At 50.1% G+C, this 25315-nt stretch carries 21 protein-coding genes and 1 riboswitch; of the genes, 12 read left to right on the top strand and 9 right to left on the bottom strand.

Translation table 11 applies throughout. The annotated features are described in order from the left end of the window. The first annotated feature begins 56 nt into the window (after positions 1–56). Complete coding sequence (locus tag TTER_RS06845; protein ID WP_012875291.1) at positions 57–2519, top strand: ATP-dependent Clp protease ATP-binding subunit; 2463 nt, start codon at positions 57–59, stop codon at positions 2517–2519. Positions 2520–2612: 93 nt separating this feature from the next. Beyond that, the gene (gene radA, locus TTER_RS06840) at positions 2613–3995 is read left to right on the top strand and encodes a DNA repair protein RadA (protein ID WP_012875290.1); all 1383 of its coding nucleotides are present in this window, start codon (positions 2613–2615) and stop codon (positions 3993–3995) included. Between the two features lie 18 nt (positions 3996–4013). Here the strand turns inward: radA and murG are convergent, their stop codons facing one another. Further along, a complete protein-coding gene (gene murG / locus TTER_RS06835; protein WP_083768824.1) occupies positions 4014–5207 on the bottom strand; it encodes an undecaprenyldiphospho-muramoylpentapeptide beta-N-acetylglucosaminyltransferase in 1194 nt (397 codons plus the stop codon). Between the two features lie 72 nt (positions 5208–5279). Here murG and TTER_RS06830 point away from each other — a divergent pair, with 72 nt between their 5' ends. Genes TTER_RS06830 through TTER_RS06820 form a run of 3 tightly spaced genes read left to right on the top strand, consistent with a single transcriptional unit; the run spans position 5280 to position 7122 of the window. Next, entirely contained in the window at positions 5280–5660 is a 381-nt protein-coding gene (locus TTER_RS06830; RefSeq protein ID WP_012875288.1) for a TraR/DksA family transcriptional regulator, read from the top strand. 6 nt (positions 5661–5666) lie between these two features. After that, positions 5667–6203 (top strand): signal peptidase II, encoded by a 537-nt coding sequence (gene lspA, locus TTER_RS06825; protein WP_012875287.1) that lies wholly within the window; start codon positions 5667–5669, stop codon positions 6201–6203. Further along, positions 6181–7122, top strand: a complete 942-nt coding sequence (locus tag TTER_RS06820; protein WP_012875286.1) for an RluA family pseudouridine synthase — start codon at positions 6181–6183, stop codon at positions 7120–7122. Before lspA ends, TTER_RS06820 begins: the two co-directional genes overlap by 23 nt. On the opposite strand, the gene nifS is transcribed toward TTER_RS06820, so the two are convergent. Then, a complete protein-coding gene (gene nifS, locus TTER_RS06815) occupies positions 7111–8280 on the bottom strand; it encodes a cysteine desulfurase NifS (protein WP_012875285.1) in 1170 nt (389 codons plus the stop codon). The two genes, TTER_RS06820 and nifS, sit on opposite strands and share 12 nt — an antisense overlap. 82 nt (positions 8281–8362) lie before the next feature. Here nifS and hemC point away from each other — a divergent pair, with 82 nt between their 5' ends. Genes hemC through hemB form a run of 3 tightly spaced genes read left to right on the top strand, consistent with a single transcriptional unit; the run spans position 8363 to position 11124 of the window. Then, positions 8363–9265 (top strand): hydroxymethylbilane synthase, encoded by a 903-nt coding sequence (gene hemC, locus TTER_RS06810; RefSeq protein ID WP_012875284.1) that lies wholly within the window; start codon positions 8363–8365, stop codon positions 9263–9265. Between the two features lie 20 nt (positions 9266–9285). Next, positions 9286–10086 carry a uroporphyrinogen-III synthase gene (locus tag TTER_RS06805; RefSeq protein WP_012875283.1) on the top strand — a complete coding sequence of 267 codons (801 nt, stop codon included), beginning with the start codon at positions 9286–9288 and terminating at the stop codon, positions 10084–10086. Between the two features lie 27 nt (positions 10087–10113). Continuing rightward, on the top strand, positions 10114–11124 hold the full coding sequence (hemB, locus tag TTER_RS06800) for a porphobilinogen synthase (protein WP_012875282.1): 1011 nt from the start codon (positions 10114–10116) through the stop codon (positions 11122–11124). 17 nt (positions 11125–11141) lie between these two features. Here the strand turns inward: hemB and rho are convergent, their stop codons facing one another. Further along, positions 11142–12437, bottom strand: a complete 1296-nt coding sequence (gene rho / locus TTER_RS16025; RefSeq protein ID WP_277422783.1) for a transcription termination factor Rho — start codon at positions 12435–12437, stop codon at positions 11142–11144. Positions 12438–13401: 964 nt separating this feature from the next. Further along, positions 13402–13533, top strand: a riboswitch (cyclic di-AMP (ydaO/yuaA leader). A gap of 119 nt (positions 13534–13652) precedes the next feature. On the opposite strand from rho, the gene TTER_RS06790 reads away from it, so the two are divergent. Further along, positions 13653–13871, top strand: coding sequence for a hypothetical protein (locus TTER_RS06790; RefSeq protein ID WP_012875280.1), 219 nt, complete (start codon positions 13653–13655; stop codon positions 13869–13871). Positions 13872–14078: 207 nt separating this feature from the next. Next, entirely contained in the window at positions 14079–14714 is a 636-nt protein-coding gene (locus TTER_RS06785; RefSeq protein WP_012875278.1) for a DUF47 domain-containing protein, read from the top strand. 63 nt (positions 14715–14777) lie between these two features. Here TTER_RS06785 and TTER_RS06780 read toward each other — a convergent pair whose 3' ends face one another. From TTER_RS06780 to TTER_RS06770, 3 genes are read right to left on the bottom strand one after another with little or no spacing between them, the layout of a single operon-like run. Next, positions 14778–15149 carry a hypothetical protein gene (locus TTER_RS06780; RefSeq protein WP_012875277.1) on the bottom strand — a complete coding sequence of 124 codons (372 nt, stop codon included), beginning with the start codon at positions 15147–15149 and terminating at the stop codon, positions 14778–14780. 7 nt (positions 15150–15156) lie between these two features. Continuing rightward, complete coding sequence (locus tag TTER_RS06775; protein ID WP_012875276.1) at positions 15157–16347, bottom strand: Coenzyme F420 hydrogenase/dehydrogenase, beta subunit C-terminal domain; 1191 nt, start codon at positions 16345–16347, stop codon at positions 15157–15159. After that, a complete protein-coding gene (locus tag TTER_RS06770; protein WP_012875275.1) occupies positions 16347–17975 on the bottom strand; it encodes a nitrite/sulfite reductase in 1629 nt (542 codons plus the stop codon). Before TTER_RS06770 ends, TTER_RS06775 begins: the two co-directional genes overlap by 1 nt. A 337-nt stretch (positions 17976–18312) precedes the next feature. On the opposite strand from TTER_RS06770, the gene mutS reads away from it, so the two are divergent. Both mutS and mutL read left to right on the top strand, forming a co-directional pair. Further along, positions 18313–21105 carry a DNA mismatch repair protein MutS gene (gene mutS / locus TTER_RS06765; RefSeq protein ID WP_012875274.1) on the top strand — a complete coding sequence of 931 codons (2793 nt, stop codon included), beginning with the start codon at positions 18313–18315 and terminating at the stop codon, positions 21103–21105. After that, positions 21095–22834, top strand: a complete 1740-nt coding sequence (gene mutL / locus TTER_RS06760; RefSeq protein WP_012875273.1) for a DNA mismatch repair endonuclease MutL — start codon at positions 21095–21097, stop codon at positions 22832–22834. Before mutS ends, mutL begins: the two co-directional genes overlap by 11 nt. Before the next feature lie 28 nt (positions 22835–22862). Here the strand turns inward: mutL and TTER_RS06755 are convergent, their stop codons facing one another. From TTER_RS06755 to TTER_RS06745, 3 genes are all read right to left on the bottom strand, one after another. Continuing rightward, positions 22863–23834 (bottom strand): LLM class F420-dependent oxidoreductase, encoded by a 972-nt coding sequence (locus TTER_RS06755; RefSeq protein WP_012875272.1) that lies wholly within the window; start codon positions 23832–23834, stop codon positions 22863–22865. A gap of 76 nt (positions 23835–23910) precedes the next feature. Continuing rightward, on the bottom strand, positions 23911–24282 hold the full coding sequence (locus tag TTER_RS06750; RefSeq protein WP_012875271.1) for a cupin domain-containing protein: 372 nt from the start codon (positions 24280–24282) through the stop codon (positions 23911–23913). Between the two features lie 21 nt (positions 24283–24303). Further along, positions 24304–25293, bottom strand: coding sequence for a D-2-hydroxyacid dehydrogenase (locus TTER_RS06745; RefSeq protein ID WP_012875270.1), 990 nt, complete (start codon positions 25291–25293; stop codon positions 24304–24306). Positions 25294–25315: the final 22 nt, after the last annotated feature.

The following is a 25315-nucleotide window of genomic DNA, read 5'->3' as shown; positions in this document are numbered from 1 at the left end:
TGCTAAACTTTTGGTAGGGGTTTTGTCCCCTTCGTTCGCTAGAGGGAGTTAGAAAGATGAGTGATAGAGGCGAACGCTTCGATCGATTTACTGAGAGGGCACGTAAGGTTCTGAGCTTGGCCCATGAGGAAGCAGCGCGCTTTAATCATAACTATATTGGCACCGAGCATATACTTCTAGGTCTGGTGCGTGAGGGTGATGGTGTAGCTGCGCGCGTGCTTGCGAGCATGGGAGTCCAGCTCCAAAAGGTAAGAGCTGCTGTAGAGTTTATCATAGGCAGGGGTGAGCGACCGCCTCAGGGTGAAATTGGGTTGACTCCTCGTGCCAGAAGGGTAATAGAGCTCGCCTTTGATGAGGCCAAAAGGCAGAATCATCATTACATAGGTACCGAACACCTCCTGCTTGGCCTAGTGCGAGAAGGTGAGGGCATAGCAGCTGGGGTTCTCGAGAGCCTGGGCGTGAACCTTGAGAAGGTAAGGGCTCAGGTGCTGCAGGTTATAAATCAGAGCAGTGCCTACTCGCAGCAGGGTAAAGCTGCTACAAAGACACCCTACATAGATGCTCTAGGCACTGACCTGACTGAGCTTGCAAGGAATGATAAGCTCGATCCAATAGTGGGTCGCGAGAAAGAGATCGAGCGTGTCATGCAGATCCTGTCGAGGAGAACTAAGAACAACCCCGCGTTGATAGGTGAGCCTGGGGTTGGTAAGACAGCCATAGTAGAGGGGCTGGCTCAGCGAATAGTCAATTGCGATGTGCCGGACACCTTGCTCAACAAGAGAGTGCTCTCATTAGATATGGGAGCTCTTGTGGCAGGGACTAAATACAGGGGCGAATTCGAGGAGCGCCTCAAGAAGATTATGGCTGAAATCAAGGAGTCTGGAGCTATCCTGTTCATAGATGAGCTCCATACACTAGTGGGAGCTGGTGCTGCTGAAGGTGCTGTAGATGCAGCCAATATCCTCAAGCCAGCACTTTCCAGGGGTGAGATCCAGGTTATAGGTGCTACCACTCTGGATGAATATCGCAAGTATATAGAGAGAGATGCTGCGCTTGAGAGGCGATTCCAACCCGTCATGGTCGAAGAGCCAACTGTTGAGGAGACTATCGAGATCCTCAAGGGTGTAAGACCCAGATACGAGGCTCACCACAAGCTCAAGATTACCGATGAGGCTCTGAAGGCTGCTGCTTATCTTGCTGCCCGATATGTATCCGATAGGTTCTTGCCAGATAAGGCTATAGACCTGGTAGATGAGGCTGCCAGCCGAGTAAGGATGCACAGGGCTGCAAGTCCTCCAAGCCTGAAGGATGCTCTCAGACATCTGAAGGCGATACAGGACGAGAAGGAAGCCGCTATCAATGCTCAGAACTATGAGATGGCTGCTGCTTTCCGTGACCGCGAAGAGAGACTTCAGGAAAGAATAGGCATGCTTGAGCAGCAGTGGCAGGAAGAACAACAAGCTGAGGAGCCTTATGTAACCGAAGAGGATATAAGCCAGGTAGTGAGCATGTGGACTGGCATTCCTCTAACTAGGATAGCTGGTGAAGAGTCGGAGCGGCTCCTGAAGATGGAGGAAGAGCTCCACAAGCGCATCGTGGGCCAGGATGAGGCTATCACTACTGTGGCTCGGGCCGTGCGTCGAGCCAGGACAGGTATGAAAGACCCAAGGCGGCCAGTAGGTTCTTTCATATTCCTTGGCCCTACTGGAGTTGGTAAGACTGAGCTCGCTAAGACGCTTGCCGAGTTCATGTTTGGTAGCGAAGACGCTCTTATCAAGATTGATATGTCAGAGTTCATGGAGCGGCATGCGGTAGCGAGATTGGTTGGAGCTCCTCCAGGATACGTTGGATATGAAGAGGGTGGCCAGCTGACAGAGGCTGTCCGCAGGAAGAGCTTCTCTGTCATACTTCTAGATGAAATAGAGAAGGCTCACCCAGAGGCATTCAATATGCTGCTCCAGATACTGGAGGATGGTCACCTTACGGATGCCAAGGGTAGGAGGGTAAACTTCCGTAACACAATCATAATCATGACCAGCAACATCGGTGCGGAGATGATCAACCGAGATACGACAGTAGGCTTTACGATCCGTACCGATGAGGCTAAGGCCCAACAGAGGGCTTATGAGAACATGAGGGACAAGGTTCTGAGTGAGCTGAAGAAGCACTTCAGGCCCGAGTTCCTGAATAGAATCGATGCTGTGGTAGTGTTCCACTCGTTGTCGCCTGAGCATATACGCAAGATAGTAGACATACAGATTGATCGCGTGAGGGAACGCCTGGCTGAACAGCAGATTCAGCTGAAGCTGACCGAGGAAGCTCTAAACACGCTGGCCAGAAGAGGCTACGACCAAACTTATGGTGCTCGACCACTGAGGAGGTTGATACAGACAGAGGTTGAAGACAAACTGGCTGAGGGTGTCCTTGAGGGTAAGTTCCAGCCAGGATCTACAGTAGTGGTTGATGCTCACGACGACGAGATAGTGCTGCATCTTGAAGAGGAGCTTGTAACCGCATAGCTCGAGTTCTCACAAATAGATGCTATCTGTAATCTATCTGGAATCGGGGTAAAACCCCGATTCCATATTTTATGGAGAAGTGAGTAGGAACATATGTCTAAGACTAGATCTAGAACCGTTTATGTTTGTAACAGTTGTGGTAATGTTTCCCCCAAGTGGCAAGGTAGGTGTCCTGAGTGCGGGCAGTGGAATACCTATGTGGAAACAGTAGAACAGCCTGCACCAACTACTAGTGGGATATCGACTAACGTTACTTCGCGTCCTAGAAGGCTTAAGGACGTATCAGCAGATGATATACATAGAATACATGTGCCTATGCCTGAAGTTAACAGGGTGCTTGGTGGGGGCATAGTATCCGGATCGCTGGTATTGATAGGTGGAGATCCAGGAGTGGGTAAGAGTACCCTATTGTTGCAACTATGTTGTCTGCTATGCGATCAGCTGTCCACTGTCTTATATGTCTCTGGAGAAGAGTCTATAGAGCAAATAAGACTTCGAGCATCTCGTCTAGGGCGTATACCAGATAATCTTTGGGCTGTTTCTGAGACGAGCCTGGAGGCCATATTGAACCTTATCGAGGAACAGTCCCCAAGCCTAGTTATCATAGACTCTATTCAGACTATATACTCAGAGAATATTGAATCCGCCGCAGGTAGCGTAAGTCAGGTAAGGGACTGTACTATGGCTCTTATGCTGACAGCTAAATCTAGGAACATTCCCATGTTTATTGTGGGGCATGTCACCAAGGAGGGTGCCATTGCAGGACCCAAAGTTCTCGAGCATATAGTTGATACGGTCCTGTACCTCGAGGGTGACAGAGCCCACCAGTACAGATTACTTCGTGCGGCCAAGAACCGCTATGGATCGACCAATGAAGTGGGGGTCTTTGAGATGACCCAAGAGGGACTGATAGATGTTCCCAATCCTTCGGAGGTATTCTTATCAGAAAGGCCTGAGGACACAGTAGGGTCTTCTATAGCTGTGCTGCTCGAGGGTAGCCGTCCATTGTTAGTTGAATTGCAAGCGCTAGCTATACATAATCCTACTGGTATACCTAGAAGGACCAGTAACGGACTTGACTACAACAGACTTCTGCTTCTCATTGCAGTGCTCACCAAAAGAGTAGGGCTCAAGCTTGCTGATCAAGATATATATGTGAACGTGGTTGGGGGTCTCAGGCTCGATGAACCCTCATCCGATCTAGCTGTTGCTGTAGCTATAGCTTCGAGTGCACTCAACAGACCAGTGCGTGAGGATACTATATTTGTTGGGGAGGTAGGGTTATCGGGCGAGCTACGCAGCGTCCCTAATATAGATCGAAGGATATCCGAGGCTGCTAGCCTTGGATTCAAGAGAGCAGTTTGCGCACCCGTCAAGAAGAACGCTCAAAAGATAAACAGTATTCAAATCGTCCAAGCCAAGACCCTTGCTGAGGCTATTGGTAAGTCTCTATATCCACCGGCTGGCAAAGACTAGCCTACCTAAAGACTAGCCTTACCTAGAGTTTGTGTTCTTGCTCTCTACAACCTGCAGGATAAGATCTACTAGCTTATGTTCAGCTCTCTCTAGAGCTATTTGTGATGCAGCTTCTGACATGTGCCTCAGCTTATCAGGTGTAGAAACAAGCTCTCTAATGGTGTCTACTAGTATGTTAGATGATAGCTCTGCTTCCTCTATGACTACTGCAACTCCCACTTGAGCTAGCCTCTCAGCGTTTGCTCTTTGCTCGTCCCCTGCGGAGTGCGGCAAAGGTATGAGTACAGACGGCTTGCCCAGAACTGTAAGCTCGTTTACCGTGCCTGCTCCTGCCCTGCCAACTACCAGATCGCTGATGGCATATATATCACCTATTTCATTACCTATATATCTAAATAGAATGTATCTCTGTTGTAGCTGTTGTGGGAGCGATAGTGCGATTCTGGTTAGGTGTTCGTAGTCTTGTTTACCGTGTTCGGAGTCGCCAGTCTGATGAATTACCTGCGCCATCGACAAAAGTTGTGGCAGAGCTTCCCCGACAATGGTATTTATCTTGTGAGATCCTTGGGCGCCGCCCGTAATGTAGATGGTTGGTAGTGATAGGTCGAATCCAAATCTCCTTGCTGCGTTCTGCTTGCTGCCGCTGAGAACGTTCTTCCTGACTGGATTACCCGTAAGGACAGTCTTCTTGTGATGTGGCAAATTAGCGGTATCTGGAATGGAAATTGCTATCACATCGGCAAAGCGTGCACATATTCGGTTGGCTAATCCCAGACTGCCAGTCTGCTCATGGATGACTACCGGTATCTTCAGCAGACTTGCCGCTACGACTGAAGGCACCGATACGTAACCACCGGTAGCAAATAAGACTTCTGGCTTGAAACTACTAAGGTGTATGAGCGACTTTAAGATACCGACTATTACACGAAATATGTCTAAAAAATTCTGTAACGATAGATATCGCCTGAGCTTGCCAGTAGGTATTTGTTTGTATTCAATCCCCATTAGTGGGATGACAGTGGATTCTATACCGTTCTTACTGCCCAGGTACAGAATCTCCGCCTCCAGATCTTCTCTGGCTCTGATCTCGTCTATGACAGCCACTGCCGGACTTAGATGTCCGCCCGTGCCTCCGCCTGTAATAGCAAGCCTTAGTCTCCTCTTCATAGCAAGTGAATTATAAGGCAGAGCAACGTCAAATGAGATCGACATATGCTGTGATATAATCCACGAACCAATACTATTTAGATTACCTGGACTTCTGAGAAAGGAGTTATAGCAAACATGGCCATTAGAGACCAACAGATATCCGAACTAAGAAAGCGATTGGAGGATGAACGTGCTAGACTAGTTTCAGAGTTGAGAGATCTGCAATCGGATGCATCTCAATGGGGAGAGTCTGTTAGAGATGAAGATAGCAGCTACGGCAACCACATGGCCGATGAAGGTACTGATACCTTCGAGCAGGAAAAAGAAATAGCTCTCCAAAGAAACCTTAGATCTGTTTTGAACGAGATAGAAGCAGCCTTGAAGCGCATGGATGAGGGCACATACGGTATATGTATAGATTGTGGTCAGGAGATACCCATTGAGAGGCTTATGGCAAGGCCTTACGCTGTAAGATGTGTTGCTGACCAGGAAAAATATGATCGTGTTCATAGGTAATGTAAATTGAGATCTGCGCAAGAGGAGAAATCATTCATTATCAGAAGACTACTGCTGACTTACATGACGGCAGCTCTAATACTATTTGTAGATCAGACATCCAAGGCTTACGTGCTCCGACTTCTGGGCAAGGAAGAAGGGGCCTATAGGAAAGTACTAGACGATATCTTGTGGATAAGACTTGTCCATAATACCGGCGCAGCTTTCGGAATGTTTCGGGAAGCATCCTTGATATTTGCTATTGCTGCTGTGCTGGTAGCCGTAATCATATTGCTGTCCTCAAGAAGGATAGCATACGCTCCTTGGCTAGTGCGGCTGGCTCTTGGGATGGAACTAGGTGGAGCCATAGGCAACCTTACTGACAGAATAAGATATGGGCATGTCGTTGACTTCATAGATGTACGGATCTGGCCCTTTGTGTTTAACGTAAGTGATGCAAGTATTACCATAGGAGTGGTTCTGCTATTGGCCTACTTAATCCTGCATAGTGGAGGTGAGAAGCAGTCGGAAGTAAAGACTTATGAGAGGGAAGCCAGTAACTGACGGAGCTGAAGCCCTACTTATCATTAGTCCTGAAGATGTCGGAGAAAGGCTCGATACACTGCTAGCTCATAAACTTGAGAGTGTTTCAAGGTCTCAAGTTCAGCGTGCTATCGAACAAGGTACTATCCTGGTGAATGATCACCCCTCTAAGCCTTCTTACAAACTTAGAGAGGGGGATAGAATATTGATCCTGACCATTCCCAGGGTTCCACAAGGGGAAGTCGCATTGATCCCATCCTATGTGGACCTACGTGTCGTCTATGAGGATGACAAGATTATAGTTATTGACAAGCCCGCCGGCATGGTGGTCCACCCTTCTCCTGGGCATTATGATAACACCCTGGTAAATGCTCTAATAGCTAGATATCCTGATCTGCTAAAGCAACCTACCGATCGACCAGGTATAGTACACAGGCTGGATAAAGATACTAGTGGCCTGATCATAGTAGCACGAGATCTGGATACCCTAAACTACCTCCAGGGCCAGATGAAGGCTAGAAAGATATTCAAGGAATATACTCTGCTTTGTTGTGGAGCTCTAGATCCTCCTGAGGGCCGTATCGAAGCGCCTATAGGAAGAGACCTTAGGGACAGAACTAAGATGAGTGTGATTGCCGGAGGCAAAGAAGCCGTTACTGAGTACTCTACGATACAGTCATTGGGAAAATACACGCTTGCTATAGCTCGACCCATAACGGGCAGAACGCATCAGATAAGGGTACATTTTGCGGCTATTGGTCATCCAATAGCTGGGGATCCTATCTACGGTAACTGCAGACTGGAAGGTCTGAATAGGCAGTTTTTGCATGCTTCGCGCCTAGGAGTAGTTATGCCAAACGGTGAGTACAAAGAATGGCACAGCCCTCTTCCTGAGGATCTGCGCCAATCCCTGGAGAAGGTTACTGTATTAGCTAGCTGATTCAACTAACGGGGATAGTGACTGCAGCCTTCTGACTAGTGAAGGCAGTACTTCCAGTACGTAGCTAACATCTTCCTGTGAGTTATCTATCCCTACCGTGAGCCTCACGCTACCGTAGATGTATTCGCTTGGAACGCCTATTGCCTTGAGTACGTGGCTAGGCTCTATGGATGCTGAATGGCAAGCGGAACCACTGGAAGCACATATACCCTTTAGATCAAGTCCCATGAGTATGGACTGTGCTTCGATGCCCCTGAAGGCCACATGTGCGTTGTTGGGTAACCTTTGAGTGCGATGCCCATTTACTCGCGTGTCTGGTAGCTCCGATAGTATCCCTTCAAATAGCTTCTCTCTTAGTGAGATACAATGTTCATTGTGAGCTTCCAGGTTCTCCTGTGCCAGCCTGAGCGCCTCTGCTATACCCACTATGTAGGGCACATTCTCAGTACCTGATCTCCTGCCGCTCTCCTGGCCGCCTCCCTGCATTTGCGGTTCAAGTGGAATGCCGCTACGTATGTACAGTATCCCCACACCCTTTGGTGCATTAAACTTATGCCCAGAAAGCGACAGAGCATCGACTTGCAGTTCTTCGACGTTCAGGCTTAGACTTCCCGCTGCTTGTACCGCATCCGTATGGAACGGGATACCTGCTTCTCGAGCTATAGAGCCTATCTCCCTTATTGGCTGTATAGTTCCAATCTCATTGTTCGCATAACCAATAGATATAACAACCGTATCCGGCCTAATAGCATTACGCACGTCATCTGGGTCCACCAGTCCATCTGGAGATACGGGTAAAATAGTGGCTGTATAGCCTTCTCGCTCTAGTTGCTCGATTGTATGGAGCACAGCATGATGCTCTATTGCTGATGTAATGATATGCCCAGTCTTTCCTCGGGCCTTAGCGATGCCCTTTATAGCTAAGTTGATACTTTCAGTACCACAGCTTGTAAAGACAATCTCCTGAGATTGACAATTGAGTATCTGAGCGACAGTCTCGCGGGCTCTATCTACAGCCTCTCGAGCGCTCCTCCCCAATGAGTGTACACTGTTTGGGTTACCATACTCCTGGTTGAAGTAGGGCATCATAGCCTCTAACACCTTAGGATGTACAGGTGTAGTTGCTGCGTGATCCATGTACACAAGTCTACTTTCCATAAGACACACCTCCATCTGCAAGTATACCATTGGACGCATTCACTTTTGGATAAGCTACAATTGATTCGAGAGGTGTTTGGAGTTGAAAGTAATTAAAGTAGGCACCAGAGGAAGCAAGCTGGCACTTTGGCAGACTCAGTGGGTGATCAATAGACTTAGGAGTTTGTATCCAGGATTTCAATTTGAACCAGTGGTGATCAAGGTTACATCGGATAGAAGTCCCGATGCTCCCATTAGTGCAATAGGCCAGGTAGGAGTGTTTACAAAGGATATTGAACAAGCACTGCTAGCCGGTGACATACATCTGGCAGTCCACAGTTTGAAGGATCTACCGACACTCTCTACCCCGGGAACTGTTATAGCCGCCTTTACTGAGAGGGAGGATCCCAGAGACTGTATCTTGTGGCCTAAGGGTCAGCCCATGCCTGACCTTAATAATAGCCGGGTTGGTACTAGCAGTGTTCGTAGATCTGCATTAGTAAGGTCTTATTGGCCGAATGCTAACGTAGTCAACCTTCGAGGTAACGTAGACACTCGAGTCAGGAAAATGCTTGAGGGTAATTACGATGTGGTACTAATGGCCTATGCTGCAGTTAAGAGAATGGATCTACCTGTAGAGTTTAAGCCTCTGCCTCTGGATAGCTGGGTACCTTCAGCCGGTCAGGGAATTATAGCTGTCCAGGCTAGGGAAGATGATCAACAGATAATTGGGATGCTCAACGCTATAAACTTCTTCCCATCCAAGGTAGCTTACTTAGCTGAGAGATCGCTTATGCGTGCGCTGGGAGGCGGCTGTAGTATGCCTGTTGGAGCATATGCTGAGCTACATGATGGAGAGCTATCTTTGATCGGTATGGTTGCAGCACCCGATGGCTCTCAAGTTGTGATCACGCGAAGAGTGGATACTCCTGATCAAGCTGATCACTTGGGAGAGAGAGTTGCTAGGGAGATGCTTGACTTGGGTATAAGGCTTACTATCAGCTGATAGGAATTTGGTGGTTATTTATGAGCCGGAAGTCGACTAACACTAAGATTGCAGGCGCATTGATTGGTAAGAAAATAGTCATCACCCGTCCAAACCATCAAGCAAACTCTCTCGTGAAGCTGCTTGAAAGTAGCGGAGCAGTGCCTATCTTGCTACCGACAATAGAGATAAACCCCAACGTAGCCAGCTCTGAACTGGATGCTGAGTTGAATGCGCTAGGTAGCTACGACTGGGTTGTGTTCACCAGCGTCAACGGTGTGAAAATATTCTTTGATCGCCTGAGGCAGTTGGGGCTTGAAGAAGTTCCTTTGAGTAGACTGAAGTTCGCCTGTATCGGCCCTTCTACCAAGTCTGCCTTAGAATCTTATGGCATCAGGGTGGATGTAATGCCTGATTCTTATATTGCTGAGGCTCTGCTTCAAGCTCTCCTGGACCGAGATGTGAGCGGGCAGCGAATACTGCTTGCTAGGGCAGATAGTGCACGGCCTGTATTGCGCAAAGGATTGGAAGCAGCAGGTGCTATAGTTAGGGAGGTGCCGATCTATCGGACTATCCCTGTTAAGTATGACCGGGAGTATCTGAAGGACTTACTGGCTCAGTCTAACGCTATCACGTTTACAAGCTCATCAACAGTCAAGCATTTCCTAGATTCTCTAGGTGATCCAAGCTATTTACCTCAAAGCTTGTGCGTCGCATGTATAGGTCCAATTACAGCTGATACTGCAAAAGAGTTGGGACTGCGAGTTGATGTCGTTGCGAACGTCTACACTGTAGAAGGTCTTGTGAAGGCGATAGAGAAATGGTTTGTCGAGTATAGCTGATGTCAGGGCTAGACTGGAGGTGTCTTGGTGTCTGATGCAAGTACTATTCGTACCACTGCCGGATATTCATTCCCCAGAGTGCGCCTACGCAGGCTACGGAGGACAGAAAGCCTTAGGGCGCTAGTGAGAGAGACAGAGATCAGTCCCCAGGACTTGATTCTACCGCTCTTCATCAGAGAGGGAACCTCTGTACGTAATGATATCGCCTCTATGCCAGGAGTGAGGCAGCAGTCGGTTGATCTGGCTCTATCTGAGATCAAAACCGCCTGGGAGCTTGGAATTCGCGCGATACTGTTGTTTGGAATTCCCGATCATAAGGATGAGGTTGGCTCGCAGGCTTATGATGAGCATGGTGTGGTGCAGGTCGCTGTGAGGGAGATAAAGGATAGACTCCCTGAGATGATCGTTATAACTGATGTGTGCCTGTGTGAGTACACTTCTCATGGGCATTGCGGCCTCATAAGAGACGGCGATGTCCAGAATGACGATTCTCTTGAGCTCCTGGCGCGAACAGCGCTGTCGCATGTCAGGGCTGGAGCGGACATTGTAGCACCTTCGAATATGATGGATGGTACGGTACTAGCCATCAGGGAGCTGCTGGACGCTGAAGGATTTCAGCACGTGCCCATAATGGCTTATTCGGCTAAGTACGCCAGCTGCTTCTATGGTCCTTTCAGAGAGGCAGCTGAGTCTGCACCTGCCTTTGGTGACAGGAGAAGCTACCAGATGGACCCAGCAAACGTTAGGGAAGCTATCCGGGAAGTTGACATGGATGTAATCGAGGGGGCAGACATTGTGATGGTCAAGCCCGCGTTGGCCTATCTGGATGTCATATCCAAGGTCAAAGAAAGGTTTGACCTTCCTGTTGCAGCCTACAATGTCAGTGGCGAGTTCGCTATGGTAAAGGCTGCGGCCATGAACGGTTGGCTGGATGAGCGCAGAGCTGTTATGGAAATACTTACTAGTATCAAGAGGGCGGGAGCCGATATGATAATTAGCTACCACTCACTTGATGTGTGTCGGTGGCTATCGGGTTGAGATAGCCACCGTGACATCTAAAGCTCCTTATTGAGGGTATTCAGGAATTCCTCGTTGTTTTCGGTCTTTGCCAGGCGGTTCAGGAGGAGTTCGGTACCTTCAAGTCCCCCTAGCATACTTACCATCCTGCGCATAGTCCAGATCTTCTGCAGCTTTGGCTCAGGTATGAGCAGTTCTTCTCTTCTGGTACCGCTCCGTTGCACATCTATAGCTGGGAATATCCTTCTCTCTTGGAGCTTGCGATCCAAGTGGAGCTCCATGTTACCAGTACCTTTGAACTCTTCATAGATCACATCGTCCATACGGCTACCGGTATCTATTAAGCATGTGGCTATTATTGTGAGGCTCCCGCCTTCGTCTATGTTTCTGGCCGCTCCGAAGAATCTCTTGGGAGGATACAGGGCTACGGGATCTATGCCACCTGAGAGCGTTCTGCCGCTTGCGGGTACTACCAGGTTATAGGCCCTTGCCAGCCTGGTGATACTGTCCATGAGTATCACTACGTCTTTCCCACACTCAACCAGACGCTTGGCTCGCTCAAGAGCCATCTCAGCGACCTTGGTGTGGTCCTCAACGGGCTCATCAAAGGTGCTTGCTACGACCTCTCCCTCTACCGATCTACGGATATCTGTAACCTCCTCAGGGCGCTCACCTATCAGGAGCATCATGAGGTGAACATCATCGTAGTTGTGAGTTATGCCGTTGGCGATGTCCTTGAGTAGCGTGGTCTTACCTGCCTTGGGCGGTGATACTATAAGGCCACGCTGGCCCCTACCTATTGGTGCTACCAGATCTATAAGCCTAGTGCTAAGTTGCTTCGGGGTAGTCTCAAGGACCAGCTGCCGGTTAGGGAAGATGGGCGTTAGCTGGTCGAAAAATGGGCGCTTTCGTGCGGCCTCTGGGTCCATATAGTTTACGGCTTCCACCCTGAGCAGGGAGTGATACTTTTCGTTGTCCTTTGGAGCCCTAACCTGACCTATTACGTGGTCGCCAGTACGGAGCCCAAATCTACGAATCTGAGATTGTGAGACGTACACATCATCTGGAGAAGGCAGATACCTCTCCTGCCTGAGAAATCCGAAGCCGTCTTCTATGATATCCAGAATGCCCTGCTTCAGCAGATAACCAGCGCGGTTGGCTTGGGCTTCCAGTATCTTATAGATCAGGGTCTCCTTGGTCATGCTGCCTGAGACTTCGACTTCCAGGCTTCTGCCCAGGGCAAGCAGGTTAGTCTTGGTCATACTCTGTAGCTCTGCAAAGGTGAAGGTGGGAGCCTGAACGGTTTCTGTCTCGTTAGAAGGCTTCTTGGCCACGGCAACTGCCGTGTTGTTACCATTCGTCCTTTCCTGCTGGTTGTTCCCGTTCCGACCGTTATTCTGCTTTGGCTTCTTCTTCGACCTCTTGCTACTCGGCTTTTCTTCCGCCTTATCCACCTCTGGAGGAGTTGCTGCTTCGGAGGTAGCTTCCTCTGCCACAGTTGTTGTCGAGGAAGGCTCCTGAGCTGCATCTTCCCTGTGTTCGGCTTGCTCCTCCTGTTGCCCGACTTCAGCTACTTTTGTTACCTCAGCAACTGGGGGATCAGGCTCGGCCGATTGTTCGGTAACAACTGAGGTATCTGCTTGTTTACTATTGGAAGAATTATCTCCTTGAGTATGCATGCTGCTTTGCTGGCTGGTAGGCACTTCTGTCGCGACTTCAGGGGTATTCTCAACTCTCTGTTCAGATATAGGAAGTTCAAGTTGATCTTCTGATGATTTCTCTGAAGTTACATTACCGGGCTCTACGTTGTCGCTTGCTATCTGATCTGATGGCTGCTTATCTGTATCGTGCGCTTGTTGGCTTTGCTGAGGGTCTGATGCTCTCGTATCTGCTGGAATTTCTGTAATCGTTGTGGTTGCGATCTCTTCGCTGTTCCTTTCTAGTTCTTGATTTTTAGTGTTATCCATTAGCTGAAACCTCACTCAAAGGAAGATTGCAAGGGAATATGGTAGGTCTCACACTCATATGTGTGAAATTTATAGTCTATAGAATGCAACGGATATTCATGACTCAAGTAGCTCGTGGAAACCACCTAAGGAAGGCTTAGCTAGCTGATATGCACCGCTAGGAGAATCAAAAGGTAAATCATCCAGGAATTTACCAAATAGATTCAATCATAGGTTAGCACAAACTACTACTGTAGTCAATCTACGATAGAACATAACAGGAACAGGGCTGATATAAAAAAATTTAGATTAAAGCCTGGATAAGGTCCTTTGCTGCTATAATTACTTTAGGTTGCTTAGAGAGCCGAATCCCTTTTAAAGGGAGCGGGGGAACCAAAAGTAATTGGGGTGAAGTCCGTCTGGACAGGGTAGCCTTTCGACCCTAACCCGTCAGCTAACCCCGTAGGCGTACGAAAGGAGTTTTGCTTGGTGCCAAGGACATCCAGCTCCCTGTCATGGGATAAATCAACTTGCCCTCAGGTGAACTCCTTTATTTCCCCTCGGCTCTCTGTGATAACTGCTGGAGCTAGAAAGGAGATGTCTATGGCTATTTCTGAACACAGAGAATCCCATTTGGAAACCAGGACTATTAAGTATCGTGACCGGGATCAGATGTCACGTGAGGTGCACCAGATGTCGACTACTGGCTGGATCGTGCAAAGGGTTACTAATCTGCCGCAGGGGGAGGTAGAGGTAGAGTTCGTGCGCTCGAGCACTGTACCGTACCTTGAAGGATCCGCTGGACCTCAAGATGTGCCATAATTACGGCTCTTAACAGGAAAAGCTGCATGTCGAGGCGGGAGTTTTCCCGCCTCTGTTTCTTTTACCTTCTACTAATTCCAATGCTATTACTGTTTGCGGTATGTATAACTTGTGGCTCTCAGGCATATGAACTTATGGATAATTACGAACTTAGTGTTTTTTCGATACAATCTGTAGTTGTAATAGAATTTAGTTTGAGGAATGTGTATGCCTTTCAAGAGCTTTCTTCCTCACTCAGAACCTTATTTTGAGTACTTTGCAAGTGCTGCAAAGAATGCGTATGAGACCTCCGAAGCTCTCTATGATCTGCTTTGCAACTTTGAGCATGTTAGTGAGAAAGCAAAGCACATCCATGAGCTGGAGCAGAAGGGCGATGATATAAACCATACTATTCTCAATGCCCTTTCCAGAAGTTTCATAGCACCTTTTGATCGTCAGGATGTCCAGTCACTTAGTAGCAGGATAGACAATTTTGTTGACCATATATACGCTGTGGCCAGGCGTTTTCACCTGTACGGTATACGCAACATATATCCTGAAGCTGTGACCCTTGGCAGAGTGATCAGGGATCAAGGACACATAATATATAGATCTATTCCTTTACTTGAGAAGGTCAGAGATCACGATGAGGTTCAGAGGAACATTGTGCTGATACATGACCTGGAGAATGAAGCAGATGCCATACTAGATGAAGCTCTGGCCAAAGTGTTTGAAGGTGCACAGACGCTTGAAGATGTAGCTAACGGTCTGAGGTGGCAAGAGTTGTACGGGCTGCTAGAGGACACAACGGACCAGGCAGAGGATGTAGCTAACGTCATGGAGACTTTGATAATAAAGGACTAAAGGGGCGGGAGGAGTAAATACCAAACCGCCCCTTTATTATAGGCGCTTGACTTCCCGGCGAGACTAGCTTACGAGCTCTGATAGAAACCCTGAATCCAGGTCCTCTATTTCGAGCTTGACCTTACTGCTAGATACTCTCCGTGCTAGCCTACCTGCTGTGCCCACGACACAGTGGTCCCAGGGCCTCTCACCCATTACCCACAGCCAGAATTCTTGCCTATACCCCCTGACTGCCCTCAACAGGTCATTGTAGGTCAATCCCGCCTGTGTAAGAGGCTTATGCCATTCCTTCCAGAGGTACCTGGCTATTATGTTACCATCATTGACTAGATGCAGTGCCTCGAGCTGAGACTTGCCATAAGTAGCCCTGATCTCTGTGAGAGTTTCGCTGGGTTCCTTTGGGATGTGCAGTATGGGAGTCTTGCTCATCATCATTAATACCTCAATACCTCACAGCATCATATTCAACGGGAGCTCTATCAGAGCCAGCATAGTGCATAAGGTGATCCTCATACTCAATAAATAGAGGTGCATCGGGGTCGAATGGTCTCTCGAGTGTCTCGAAAGCTACCTTCTTGTCCAGCTCGTCCAGCTTTTCCAGTGCTTTGGGTTTGTCCAACGGCCTCAGCTCCAGTTTGGGCTTGGCATACTCGAATGCCCTTTTGCCAGCCTGAGTCCTTATTAGGACGCTGGAGTAGCCATCAGCACTACCTACGGACCCTACGGAGATGTCAGCTGTTCGCCCTAGAAAGTCTGCGCACTCATCGCATCCTTTGAGAGCAGCTCCATGGAAGTCTTTGACGGGCTCGTCAATTAGCGTATTGCCCTCGTGATCGTACACTAGCATCTTGCCACGAATAACATCCACCTTGCCTATCTGATGCAGTGGTATGCCTCTCTTGCGCTCTATCTCTTGAACCATGAGCTTCTCGTAGTTGAAGTTCTTGGTGCACAAGAGTGCTATCGTAAGCACCACGGCATCAACGTTGCTTGAGCCCCAGTTCCATGGTCTTGCCTGCATCGCCTTGAGAGTTTGTATCTCGCAGGGTGTACCAACCAGGGCTATTTTGGCATCGGGCCCCAGCTTGTACTTTTTGAGGTCCAGATGGGATAAGGCCATGGTCTGGTTATAGAAGCTGCCTGCACACTCTATAACCTCTTCCGGTGTACGAGCTATAAATGGCTCTGCTTTCCACGGTGTTGTCTTGCTTTCCCTAGCTAGCAGGGCTCCGTCGATCTCGCCTGCCTCCATTAGTGCGATAAGCAATGCGGTCACGACGCCTCCATCTTGGACACCGTCTATGTATGGTGAGACTCTTGCCGTGTAGCTCTCAAGGATAGTGCCCAAGCCTGCTCCTGAGTCCTCTGCAAACATCTTCCAGCCGGCCTCGTATCGCAGGCCACCACGAGGGCAGAAGTCCCAACAGAGCGAGCAACCCGTGCACATCTTAACTAGCTTGGGTAGTCCATCCTCGGCCACGCCTATAGAATCGGAGGGACATGCGGCCACGCAGGCTCCACACTGTACGCACCTTCCGGGATCTATAACCGCCTGCTCGAGCTCCCAGAAGAATATCTTGTTCGGGGGCTCTTCAATGCCGTTCATGAACTTGCGGATAGAGAAACCTGACACTATTGACCACCTCCATTCTGTAGGGTTGCTCTAAGCTCACTGTTTGGGATACGCCTGGCCCACTCGTAGAAGCGCTCGCCATCTTTCCTCTCGGCTTCATATCGCTTGTACAGTCTGACCAAAGCTTCGGGGACTTCGTCCACTGGCTTGGCGCCTTCGACCCAGTCGATAAAGGCTGCATCTGGTCCGAGGCTACCTCCAAGCCCTATATCTACTGCCTCCACCACACCCGAATCAGTGATGGCTGTGTCTCCACGAAGGCCGATATCAGCTATCTGGGGTTGTGCGCAGGAGGCAGAGCATCCTGAAAAGTGCATCCGTATAACTTCTTGATCGGTCTGCACGTGCTCATCCATGTATTTGGCCCATTGATAAGCCCTGGCTTTTGTCTCGACTATGGCGAACCGGCAGAACTCATTACCCGTGCAGGCTACTACCCCTCGCTCAAATGGTTTGGGGAAGGGGGAGTGTATCTGTAGCAAGGGTTCGGAGAGCAAGGCATCGATACTGGATTCCGGTATGTTGGGAATTACAAAGTTCTGGTCGTTGGTGAGCCTGAGCTCGCCATTGCCGTACTCATCGGCAAGTCTGGCAAGCTCTATCAGGTTTTTGCCTTGCATCCTGCCAACTGTGACGTTGCATCCAACGTAGTATAGACCGTCCTGCTTCTGGGGGTGCACGCCTATATGGTCACCCCTATAGCGTTTTGTAAGGTCCTCGCCTGCTGGGGTCAATTCGAATGCTGCTCGCTGCTGAAGCTCGTACCTGAACTGTTCTGGTCCTAGCTCCTGTACGAGGTAGCGCAGGCGGCAAGTCCATCTATTCTCTCTGTTACCAAGCTCCCCATAAACCTGAGCTATAGCCCGGCATATCTCTACCACCTGATTAGGAGTAACAAAGACATCTATGTCGCTGGCCATCCTTGGGCCATCTCCCAAGCCGCCACCAACCCTAACATTGAAGCCCAAAGTGCCGTCTTCCTGTTTAGCAGGTGTAAGACCTATGTCGTTGATATCGGCCTGAGCGCAGTCCTCTACACAGCCTGTTATGCTCATTTTGAACTTGCGTGGGAGGTTAGCATATTCCCTATTACCTACGAAGAACTGATTTATGGCCTCAGCCAGGGGATATGCGTGAATGACTTCCTCACGATCGAGTCCGGACACAGGGCAGCAGACGACGTTGCGGGCCGAGTCACCGCAGGCTTGGGTGGTAGTCATGCCTACTTCTTCAAGCCTGCGCCACATCTCTGGGATGTTACCGATCTTTATCCAGTGCAGCTGGATATCCTGTCTGGTAGTGATGTCTAGGAAACCCGTACCGAATACGGGATTAGGATATGGTCCAACTGCAAACTCTTCCGCCATCTGTCCAATCACTCGGGCCTGCTGGGAGGTAAGTCTGCCGCCGGGTATCTTAATTCGGAACATGAAGGCATCTCCGCCCTGGCGTTGAGGGTAAATGCCGAACCACTTGAGGCGTTCCTGTTCGCCTTCAACTGCGGCAATAGCTTCAGGTCCTTCCTTAGCATACTTATTGATGATGTCATCGCGGACATCAAGTGGATGTCGCTTCAGCTTTGCCTGCTCAACGCTGTTGAGTTTCTTATAGGGGCGTAGAAACTTCATGTTCACAACCCTTCCTTTCTAGAATTACCATGGCCTTACTAGATGAAATTAATTGCAATAGATACACTATACTCCATGGTTACAGAGATGATAGCAATTATGCCAATTAAATCTCAAGAGTTTTGGAGAAAATGACCTCATATATTACATGCATCTTTTTGCAACAAGAATAGTTCGGTATTTGTGCTTGCTTGTCATATTGCAATCTGGAGCAATAGATATTTGATACCTGTAGCTATCTGATTCGTGGTTATTTGTCGGTAACTATCAGAGTGATTTATGCTATACAGCGTACGGTGCTCATCTGCTAGAGCGATCCAATGGAGGGCGGAGGGCCATGCCTGAAGATCCGGTGGAATCTCTTATCAGGAACATAGATAACAAGCTGGCGGCCAGGGATCTGGTACCGTCCAGAAGGCAATATCTGGAGCTTAAGAGGAAGTATCCCCATGCGATTTTGCTCTATAGGATGGGTGACTTCTACGAGGCCTTCGATGACGATGCTAGAGTGGTTGCGCGCGATGCTCGCGTTACTTTGACCTCGAGGACTTTTGGGCGAAGTGGCCGTGTGCCTATGGCTGGGGTTCCACATCATGCCCTCAATTACTACCTGTCGCGGTTATTGAATGCAGGACACACCGTAGCCATTGCTGAGCAGATGAGTGAGCCTGGAAAGGGTCTGGTGGAGCGTGAGGTAACCCGAGTGCTCACACCTGGCACTGTAGTGGAATCTGCATTGTTGCCTGCAGGGGAGAATCGGTATCTAGCCGCGGTATATGATGTGGGTGCCAGGATAGGAATTGCCTGGGTGGATGTGAGCACTGGTGAATTCAGGCTTATGGAGCTTAGAGGCGAAGACGCGTCGGAGCGCCTGCAAGAGGAGTTGGCAAGGATATCTCCTGCAGAATGTCTGATTCCAGAGGGATTCCCCTACGAGTTAGTCTTATCTCAGTCTCATGCTACTACTGTTAGACGCCAAAACTGTGACCCACAAGTTGCCTACCAATTGCTGTGCAAGCACTTTGGTGTCAGATCGCTTGATGCCTTTGGTTGCCACGATGCAAAAGCATCCCTTGGGGCGGCGGGGGCCATATACACCTATATAGAGCAGACCAACCCATCACTCCTCTGCATGTTGACATCCATACGTATGGAGTGTGCGGAAGATATGGTGGGGATGGACCCTGCGACGCGCAGAAACCTTGAGCTTACACGCAGTTTTGGCACGGGAGGCAGTAGGGGTAGCCTACTGGGAGTAGTGGATCAGACTAGTACTCCCATGGGATCCAGAGCCATGCGAAGGCTCATCAACACACCCCTACGTGATCTGCAGGAGATTAGAAGGCGGCAGGATATCATAGAACCCCTTGTCCAGATGCCTCAGGTACGAGCGCGGATCGCCAACCAGCTTGTCCAGATAGGCGACCTGGAGCGAGCAGTTAGCAGATGCACTCAGTCTGGATCTACTCTAAGGGATTTCTTGTCGCTGTCCTCAGCTCTAGGACATGTAGATTCTCTAGTGAGGATACTATCAGGTACACATCAGCAGGCGCTGGCAAATTTAGCAAGCAGTATAGACACTTGTGAAGATATTCTTTCTCGTCTGCAGATGGCCGTAGCAGAGGCTGATGATGGCTCTCCAGTGATACTGCCAGGCTTCATGCCAGAGCTGGGAGATGCTCTTGAGGAGCTACGATCCGCTAGAGAGTGGCTAGCCAGACTGGAACAAAAAGAAAGAGAGCGAACAGGTATACGTAGCCTGAAAGTGGGGTACAACAAGGTATTCGGCTACTACATTGAAGTAACTAGACCCAACCTACATCTGGTGCCGAGAGAATACGTGCGCAAGCAGACTATTTCTACTGGTGAAAGGTTCGTGACAGAAGCCCTTAAGGAGGTGGAATCCAGGATAACGCGAGCTGAGGATGCCATAGAACGCCTACAGAACGAGGCCATTGCTCTCCTAAGGTCGCTTGTAAGCGCTAACACTCGGAGGTTGTTGGCTACTGCACAGCTTCTGGCGGAGATGGATGCCCTTGTGGCGCTAGCAGAAGTAGCCTCCAGATGCGGTTGGGTCCGACCATTGGTAGATGATTCGGACGTTATCGAGATACGCAATGGTAGGCATCCCGTGGTCGAGTCCTCATTAGAGGGGGAGAGGTTTGTTCCCAATGATTGCTATATAGGCGGTAATTGGCCGAGAGTGTTGCTGATCACGGGCCCAAATATGGGCGGTAAGAGCACTTATCTCCGGCAGGTGGCTCTTATAGTTCTGCTAGCACAGATAGGATCATTCGTGCCTGCTGAGAGCGCACGTATAGGACTCGTTGATCGTATATTCACCCGGGTGGGGGCCCATGACGACCTTGCTCGGGGTGCAAGTACCTTCATGGTAGAGATGGTGGAAACAGCTACCATACTTAACGGAGCTACGGAGAGGAGCCTGGTCGTGCTGGACGAGATTGGTAGAGGCACCAGCACCTATGATGGCATGGCGATAGCTCAGGCCGTGCTGGAGGACATACATGATCGTGTTAGGGCTAGAACTCTATTTGCCACCCATTACCTAGAATTGACTACGGTAGCTAAGAAGCTCCCAAGTGCTCAGAATGTACATGTGTCTGTTGCTGAGGAGAGAGATCACATCGTGTTCTTATACTCAGTACGTCCAGGAGCCGCGGACAGGGCGTACGGAATACACGTAGCCAGGCTAGCAGGGCTGCCTCCGTGGGTGGCTGGCCGGGCTGAGAACATACTCCATGCTCTGAGCGCTGGTACTGAAGGTGAATCTACGAGGGATAAGGAAGATGAAGGTGCTAACAGCTTAGTATCCAAAGTCGACATAAATAATGCCTCTTGTCATTTAGCAAAGCATCTTTTTGAGCCTGGAGAGCGGTATACATGTAGCGAGAACCCGTTGCCGGTGAAGATATCTGCTGTAAAGACTCTCGAAGGAAGTATGCTGGCGTACCAGGGTGTATTGGAGGGTTTTGAACCCTCGAGGAGCGAGCTTGAAGGTGTCGCTGAGGATATCCTTGATACCGACCTCGCTTGTCTGTCACCTGTAGAGGCTCTACAGAAGATAGAAGAGTGGCAACAACGTCTGAGGGGTATGAGAAGTGATCTATGAGTATGGAGAGTATAGCGGCCACATAGCACGTGATTCTGGATTAGATCGTCCGAGGATAAGGCAACTCCCAGAGGAAGTTGTGCGGATGATCGCAGCTGGTGAGGTGATTGAAAGTCCTGCATCGGTTGTGAAGGAGCTGGTAGAAAACTCAATAGATGCGGCAGCATCATCGATCCGTGTGGATGTGAAGGGAGGTGGGCTGGCACATATAAGTGTAGTCGATGACGGCGTGGGGATAGCAGCTGATGAGCTGCCTGTCGCGATCCAAAGGCATGCCACTAGCAAGCTCCCCGAAGGTAGACTAGACGCTATTACGACGCTTGGCTTTCGAGGAGAAGCTCTGCCTAGCATAGCTGCTGTGTCGGAGCTCACCATAACCAGCTCGGCGAAAGGGGAAAATGTAGGTAGATCCATTACTGTCCGAGATGGCAAGGTAGTAGCGGACCACGCAGCGCCTGCATCTGGAGGTACTGTAGTCGTAGCACGCCATCTATTTCGAAATGTGCCTGCGAGGCTGGCTATGGTGGACAAGCCTCAGGTGGAGGTGGGGCACATCTCGCAGGTGCTTCGTCGGCTCTATCTTAGTTCCCCTCATATAGCTCTCAGGCTCTACTCCGAAGGAAAGATGCTTCTTAGTACCAGTGGCCAAGGTGATCGCCTGGCAGCACTAATAGAGCTGTATGGTGGCGAGCTTGAGGAGCACATCCTCGATCTGGGGATCAGGGAGTTGCGATATGGCAGGTACAGGTTGATCCTCAGCGATTCTGCGGTGACACGACCTAGCAGGCATCACATTAACATAGTGGTTAACAACAGATGGGCTCAGGTAAAGGCGCTGCTTGCGAGTATGGAACAGGCTTATAGGGGCATACTACCAAAAGGTAGGCACCCGATCTTGTTACTGCAGTTGGATTTGGATCCGTCCAGGTTGGATGTAAACGTGCATCCAGCCAAACAGGAGGTGAAGCTCCTAGATGAGAGAGAAGTGATCGAGAGCGTGTGCGAGCAGCTGAGGAGTGCTCTTGGGAAGAACCCTTCCGCCTCCAAATCGCTGCTGTATTATGGCATCGAGCCTTTCCCCTCGGACTATTCAAGGCTACAGGTAGCAGAGGAGAGGGAGAGTTGGTCTGATGAGAAGATTTTAACCCCGAACCTACCTCCCGTGAAGGTGCTTGCCCAGCTGCACGATAGGCTCATAGTGCTGGAGGGAGATGAAGGGCTTTACCTAGTGGATCAGCACAGGGCGCACGAGCGCGTGCTATATGAGCGTTTTCTCACTGAGCGTATGGATGGATCTGAGGCTTTGCTGCTGTCTGAGCCTGTAGTGATCGAGCTGCGTACTCACCAGGTGCAAAAGCTGGCAGAATACATGGACGAGCTCTCCGCACTGGGATTTGAGTGTGAGGTGTTTGGTAGAAATGCCTTGCTAGTGCGAGCTATGCCAGATGCAGGAAAAGAGATCGGAGATCATCTAACCACCTCAGACCTTCTCTGGATACTTCAGGATGAGCCTTCTGCTTTTGAGGATCCTGGCAACTGGAAGCACAGGCTTATCACTCGCATGGCATGCAGGATGGCTGTGCGCAGAGGTAAGTCGCTTGAGCATGATCATATGGTGTGGATTGTGGAAAGGCTGGGACACACTAGCGTCCCTGCGATTTGCCCTCACGGCTCTCCTATTATCAGGTATCTGCCGAGGGAGTCTCTCTACAGGGATTTCGAGTGGTAGCTGCCCCAAGATTGGGGCAGCTACGTGGTTACTTCTGGAAGTGAGGGATTACCTCTTCTGCGAACCAGTGGAGTGGTTCTGTGTCGTAGGCCACTCTAGGCAAGGTAACTATAAAATAGTTAGCACCAGCATCTACGATGGTCTGCAACCTCTCAGCCACCTCGTCCGGAGTACCCACTATGACGTTGCGAGAGTATTCCTCAAAGCTCTGCCTGCCACGAGCTCGCCAAGTGGCCTCACGCGGGTCTTGTCCAGGGCGTACTAGGTGTACAGTTACTCCCGTGGACTTGATGATCTCGTCGTAGTTCCTGCCCAGCTCCTCACAGTGCTGCCTGAGCACTTCCAGCTTGTGTTTCAGAAGCTCAGGATCGGAGGCAAGGTTGCAGGCGTTGCCGTACTGGGCCACCAGGCGGAGGGTGACCTTCTCTCCCCCACCTCCTATCCAGAAGGAGGGATGGGGCTTGCGCACTCCCTTGGGCTCGTTGATGGGACGATCTATCTGGTAGTACTTGCCCTCAAACTGGGGGTAGTCCTGGGTCCACATGGCATGGATGATGGCACAAGCCTCCCTGAACATGCCCATTCTGACCCTGGTTTCAGGGAAGCCATAGCCATAGGCCCGCCACTCATGCTCGTACCAGCCAGCTCCCAGGCCGAAGTAGAGTCTGCCATGGGAGGCGACATCGACGGTGGAGGCCATCTTGGCCAGGAGTGCAGGGTTGCGGTAGCCGTTGCAGGTGACCATCTGGCCTATGTTGACTCGGTTGGTGTCCCTGGCCAGGGCAGCAGTGATGGTCCAGCACTCAAAGGTGGTCTCAGGCACTGGCACCGGTACTGTGTGGAAGTGATCGAACACCCATATGGAGTCCCAGCCTGGAATGGAGTCGGCTATTTTGGCTACGTTGGTCATGGCTTCGTACTGCTCTATGGGGTCTCTTATCTCCACCAAGTCGAGGGTCCACCCCTGTGGTACGAATACTCCAAACTTAACCTCAGACATAACGCTCTCCTCCCAACAGATTTGGATTTCAACCATTGGCAATGATACAGAAATTCTCTGTGATAACTGAAGATTTCTAGTGCCTATCCCTTATCGTGGGCATCAGTCCGTGTCTGCGCCTATGGCAGGTAACATAGAGTAGGTTCGTTTTTGTGGCTGCGATGCTCCTTTGGGCGGCCTTAGGGATGACCAGCAGGTCACCACTTCTGATACTTATCTCTGCGTCATCTATCTCTACCTTTCCTTCCCCCTGAATTACTAGTATCAGCACATCTACCTCGTTGTTATGGTGCCTGTCGATTGACGCGCCCGCGTCCAGATGTACCAAGTTGATGTTGAGGTCTTCTGTTTGATGAGCCCACAGGACCTTACCCGCCGTACTTTGTTGTAGGAAGTCCAGGACGTTGATATGGAGAAACTGTCGGCTAGATTCAGAACTTGGGTGCATCCCTGCCTCCGTGTGTTGATCTTAGTACCACTTGGATTTGTCAACTACGTTGATGAGCTCTCTACCCGATACAAACCTCCTAGCGTTCTCGAGTATGATGCTATACCTGCGTTCATTGAGGTAAGGGCCATTGGCAGCCACGTGTGGGGTGAGGAGCAAGTTGGGTGTGGTCCACAAAGGGTGATCTGGGGGAAGTGGCTCCTCCTCGAATACATCTAGTCCTGCGCCTGCGATGATGCCCTCGTGCAGCGCCTTGATCAGGTCTTTTAGGACTACTGTCTTGCCGCGACCGACATTGATCAGGAACGCAGATGGCTTCATGAGTTGAAGACGCTTGATGTGGATCATGCCTTCTGTCTCAGGGGTATGGGGTACGGTCATGATAACGAAGTCTGCAGTCGACAGCAGAGAATCCAGGACGTCTGGTGGGTGCAGCCGAGTAACTCCTGGCGGCATATCCTGCCTTCTTGCATCTACGCCCACGACGCGCATGCCGAACGCCGCACATAGGCGGGCTATCTCGGCACCAATGCCTCCTACGCCGATTACTAGTGCTGTAGCCTCTGGCAGATAGACTACCCCAGAGTGCTCGGGTTCGGGCTGCCATCGGTGTTTTAGCTGCAGGGGTATGTACCGATGGAAACCTCTTGCAAAGGCCAGTACAAAGGCCATGGCATGAGTCGCAACGTGCTCATTGTATATACCCCTGAAGTTCGTAACTATGACTGGGTGTTCCACCAGCTCTTGATAGTAGTACCCCGCTGGAGGAGCTGCAGCCGGCGCTTGCAGCCATTTGAGGTTGGGAGCTAGGGCTAGCAGTTCTCTAGGGATTGTGCCAAAGGCTGCTACTGCCTGTGGAAGGAGCCTGGCTGCCTCCTCAAAGGATTCTGGTGCTACAACCTCCAGTTCGGGTACATCCTTAGAAAGGCGCCTAGCCCACTCCCGACTGTTATCATGCTGTGGCGGCATGAAGACAAACAAGGGTCTAGCACCCTCGAGTAGAGCGCACATTCCACCCTCCGAACAAATTCAA

Source organism: Thermobaculum terrenum ATCC BAA-798 (genome assembly GCF_000025005.1).
GTDB classification, from domain to species: Bacteria; Chloroflexota; Chloroflexia; order Thermobaculales; family Thermobaculaceae; genus Thermobaculum; species Thermobaculum terrenum.
The sequence above is the reverse complement of the archived record's forward strand: the minus strand, read 5'-3'. Positions and strand labels throughout refer to the sequence as shown.

Bases quoted from the DNA above. Each gene is read 5' to 3' on its own strand.
- radA (WP_012875290.1), top strand. From the start codon at position 2,613: ATGTCTAAGACTAGATCTAGAACCGTTTATGTTTGTAACAGTTGTGGT.
- mutS (WP_012875274.1), top strand. From the start codon at position 18,313: ATGCCTGAAGATCCGGTGGAATCTCTTATCAGGAACATAGATAACAAG.
- nifS (WP_012875285.1), bottom strand. From the start codon at position 8,280: ATGGAAAGTAGACTTGTGTACATGGATCACGCAGCAACTACACCTGTA.
- TTER_RS06745 (WP_012875270.1), bottom strand. From the start codon at position 25,293: ATGTGCGCTCTACTCGAGGGTGCTAGACCCTTGTTTGTCTTCATGCCG.
- TTER_RS06755 (WP_012875272.1), bottom strand. From the start codon at position 23,834: ATGTCTGAGGTTAAGTTTGGAGTATTCGTACCACAGGGGTGGACCCTC.
- TTER_RS06845 (WP_012875291.1), top strand. From the start codon at position 57: ATGAGTGATAGAGGCGAACGCTTCGATCGATTTACTGAGAGGGCACGT.
- TTER_RS06805 (WP_012875283.1), top strand. From the start codon at position 9,286: ATGAGCCGGAAGTCGACTAACACTAAGATTGCAGGCGCATTGATTGGT.
- TTER_RS06790 (WP_012875280.1), top strand. From the start codon at position 13,653: ATGGCTATTTCTGAACACAGAGAATCCCATTTGGAAACCAGGACTATT.
- TTER_RS06770 (WP_012875275.1), bottom strand. From the start codon at position 17,975: ATGAAGTTTCTACGCCCCTATAAGAAACTCAACAGCGTTGAGCAGGCA.
- TTER_RS06785 (WP_012875278.1), top strand. From the start codon at position 14,079: ATGCCTTTCAAGAGCTTTCTTCCTCACTCAGAACCTTATTTTGAGTAC.
- TTER_RS06750 (WP_012875271.1), bottom strand. From the start codon at position 24,282: ATGCACCCAAGTTCTGAATCTAGCCGACAGTTTCTCCATATCAACGTC.
- TTER_RS06820 (WP_012875286.1), top strand. From the start codon at position 6,181: ATGAGAGGGAAGCCAGTAACTGACGGAGCTGAAGCCCTACTTATCATT.
- TTER_RS06830 (WP_012875288.1), top strand. From the start codon at position 5,280: ATGGCCATTAGAGACCAACAGATATCCGAACTAAGAAAGCGATTGGAG.
- murG (WP_083768824.1), bottom strand. From the start codon at position 5,207: ATGTCGATCTCATTTGACGTTGCTCTGCCTTATAATTCACTTGCTATG.
- TTER_RS06780 (WP_012875277.1), bottom strand. From the start codon at position 15,149: ATGATGATGAGCAAGACTCCCATACTGCACATCCCAAAGGAACCCAGC.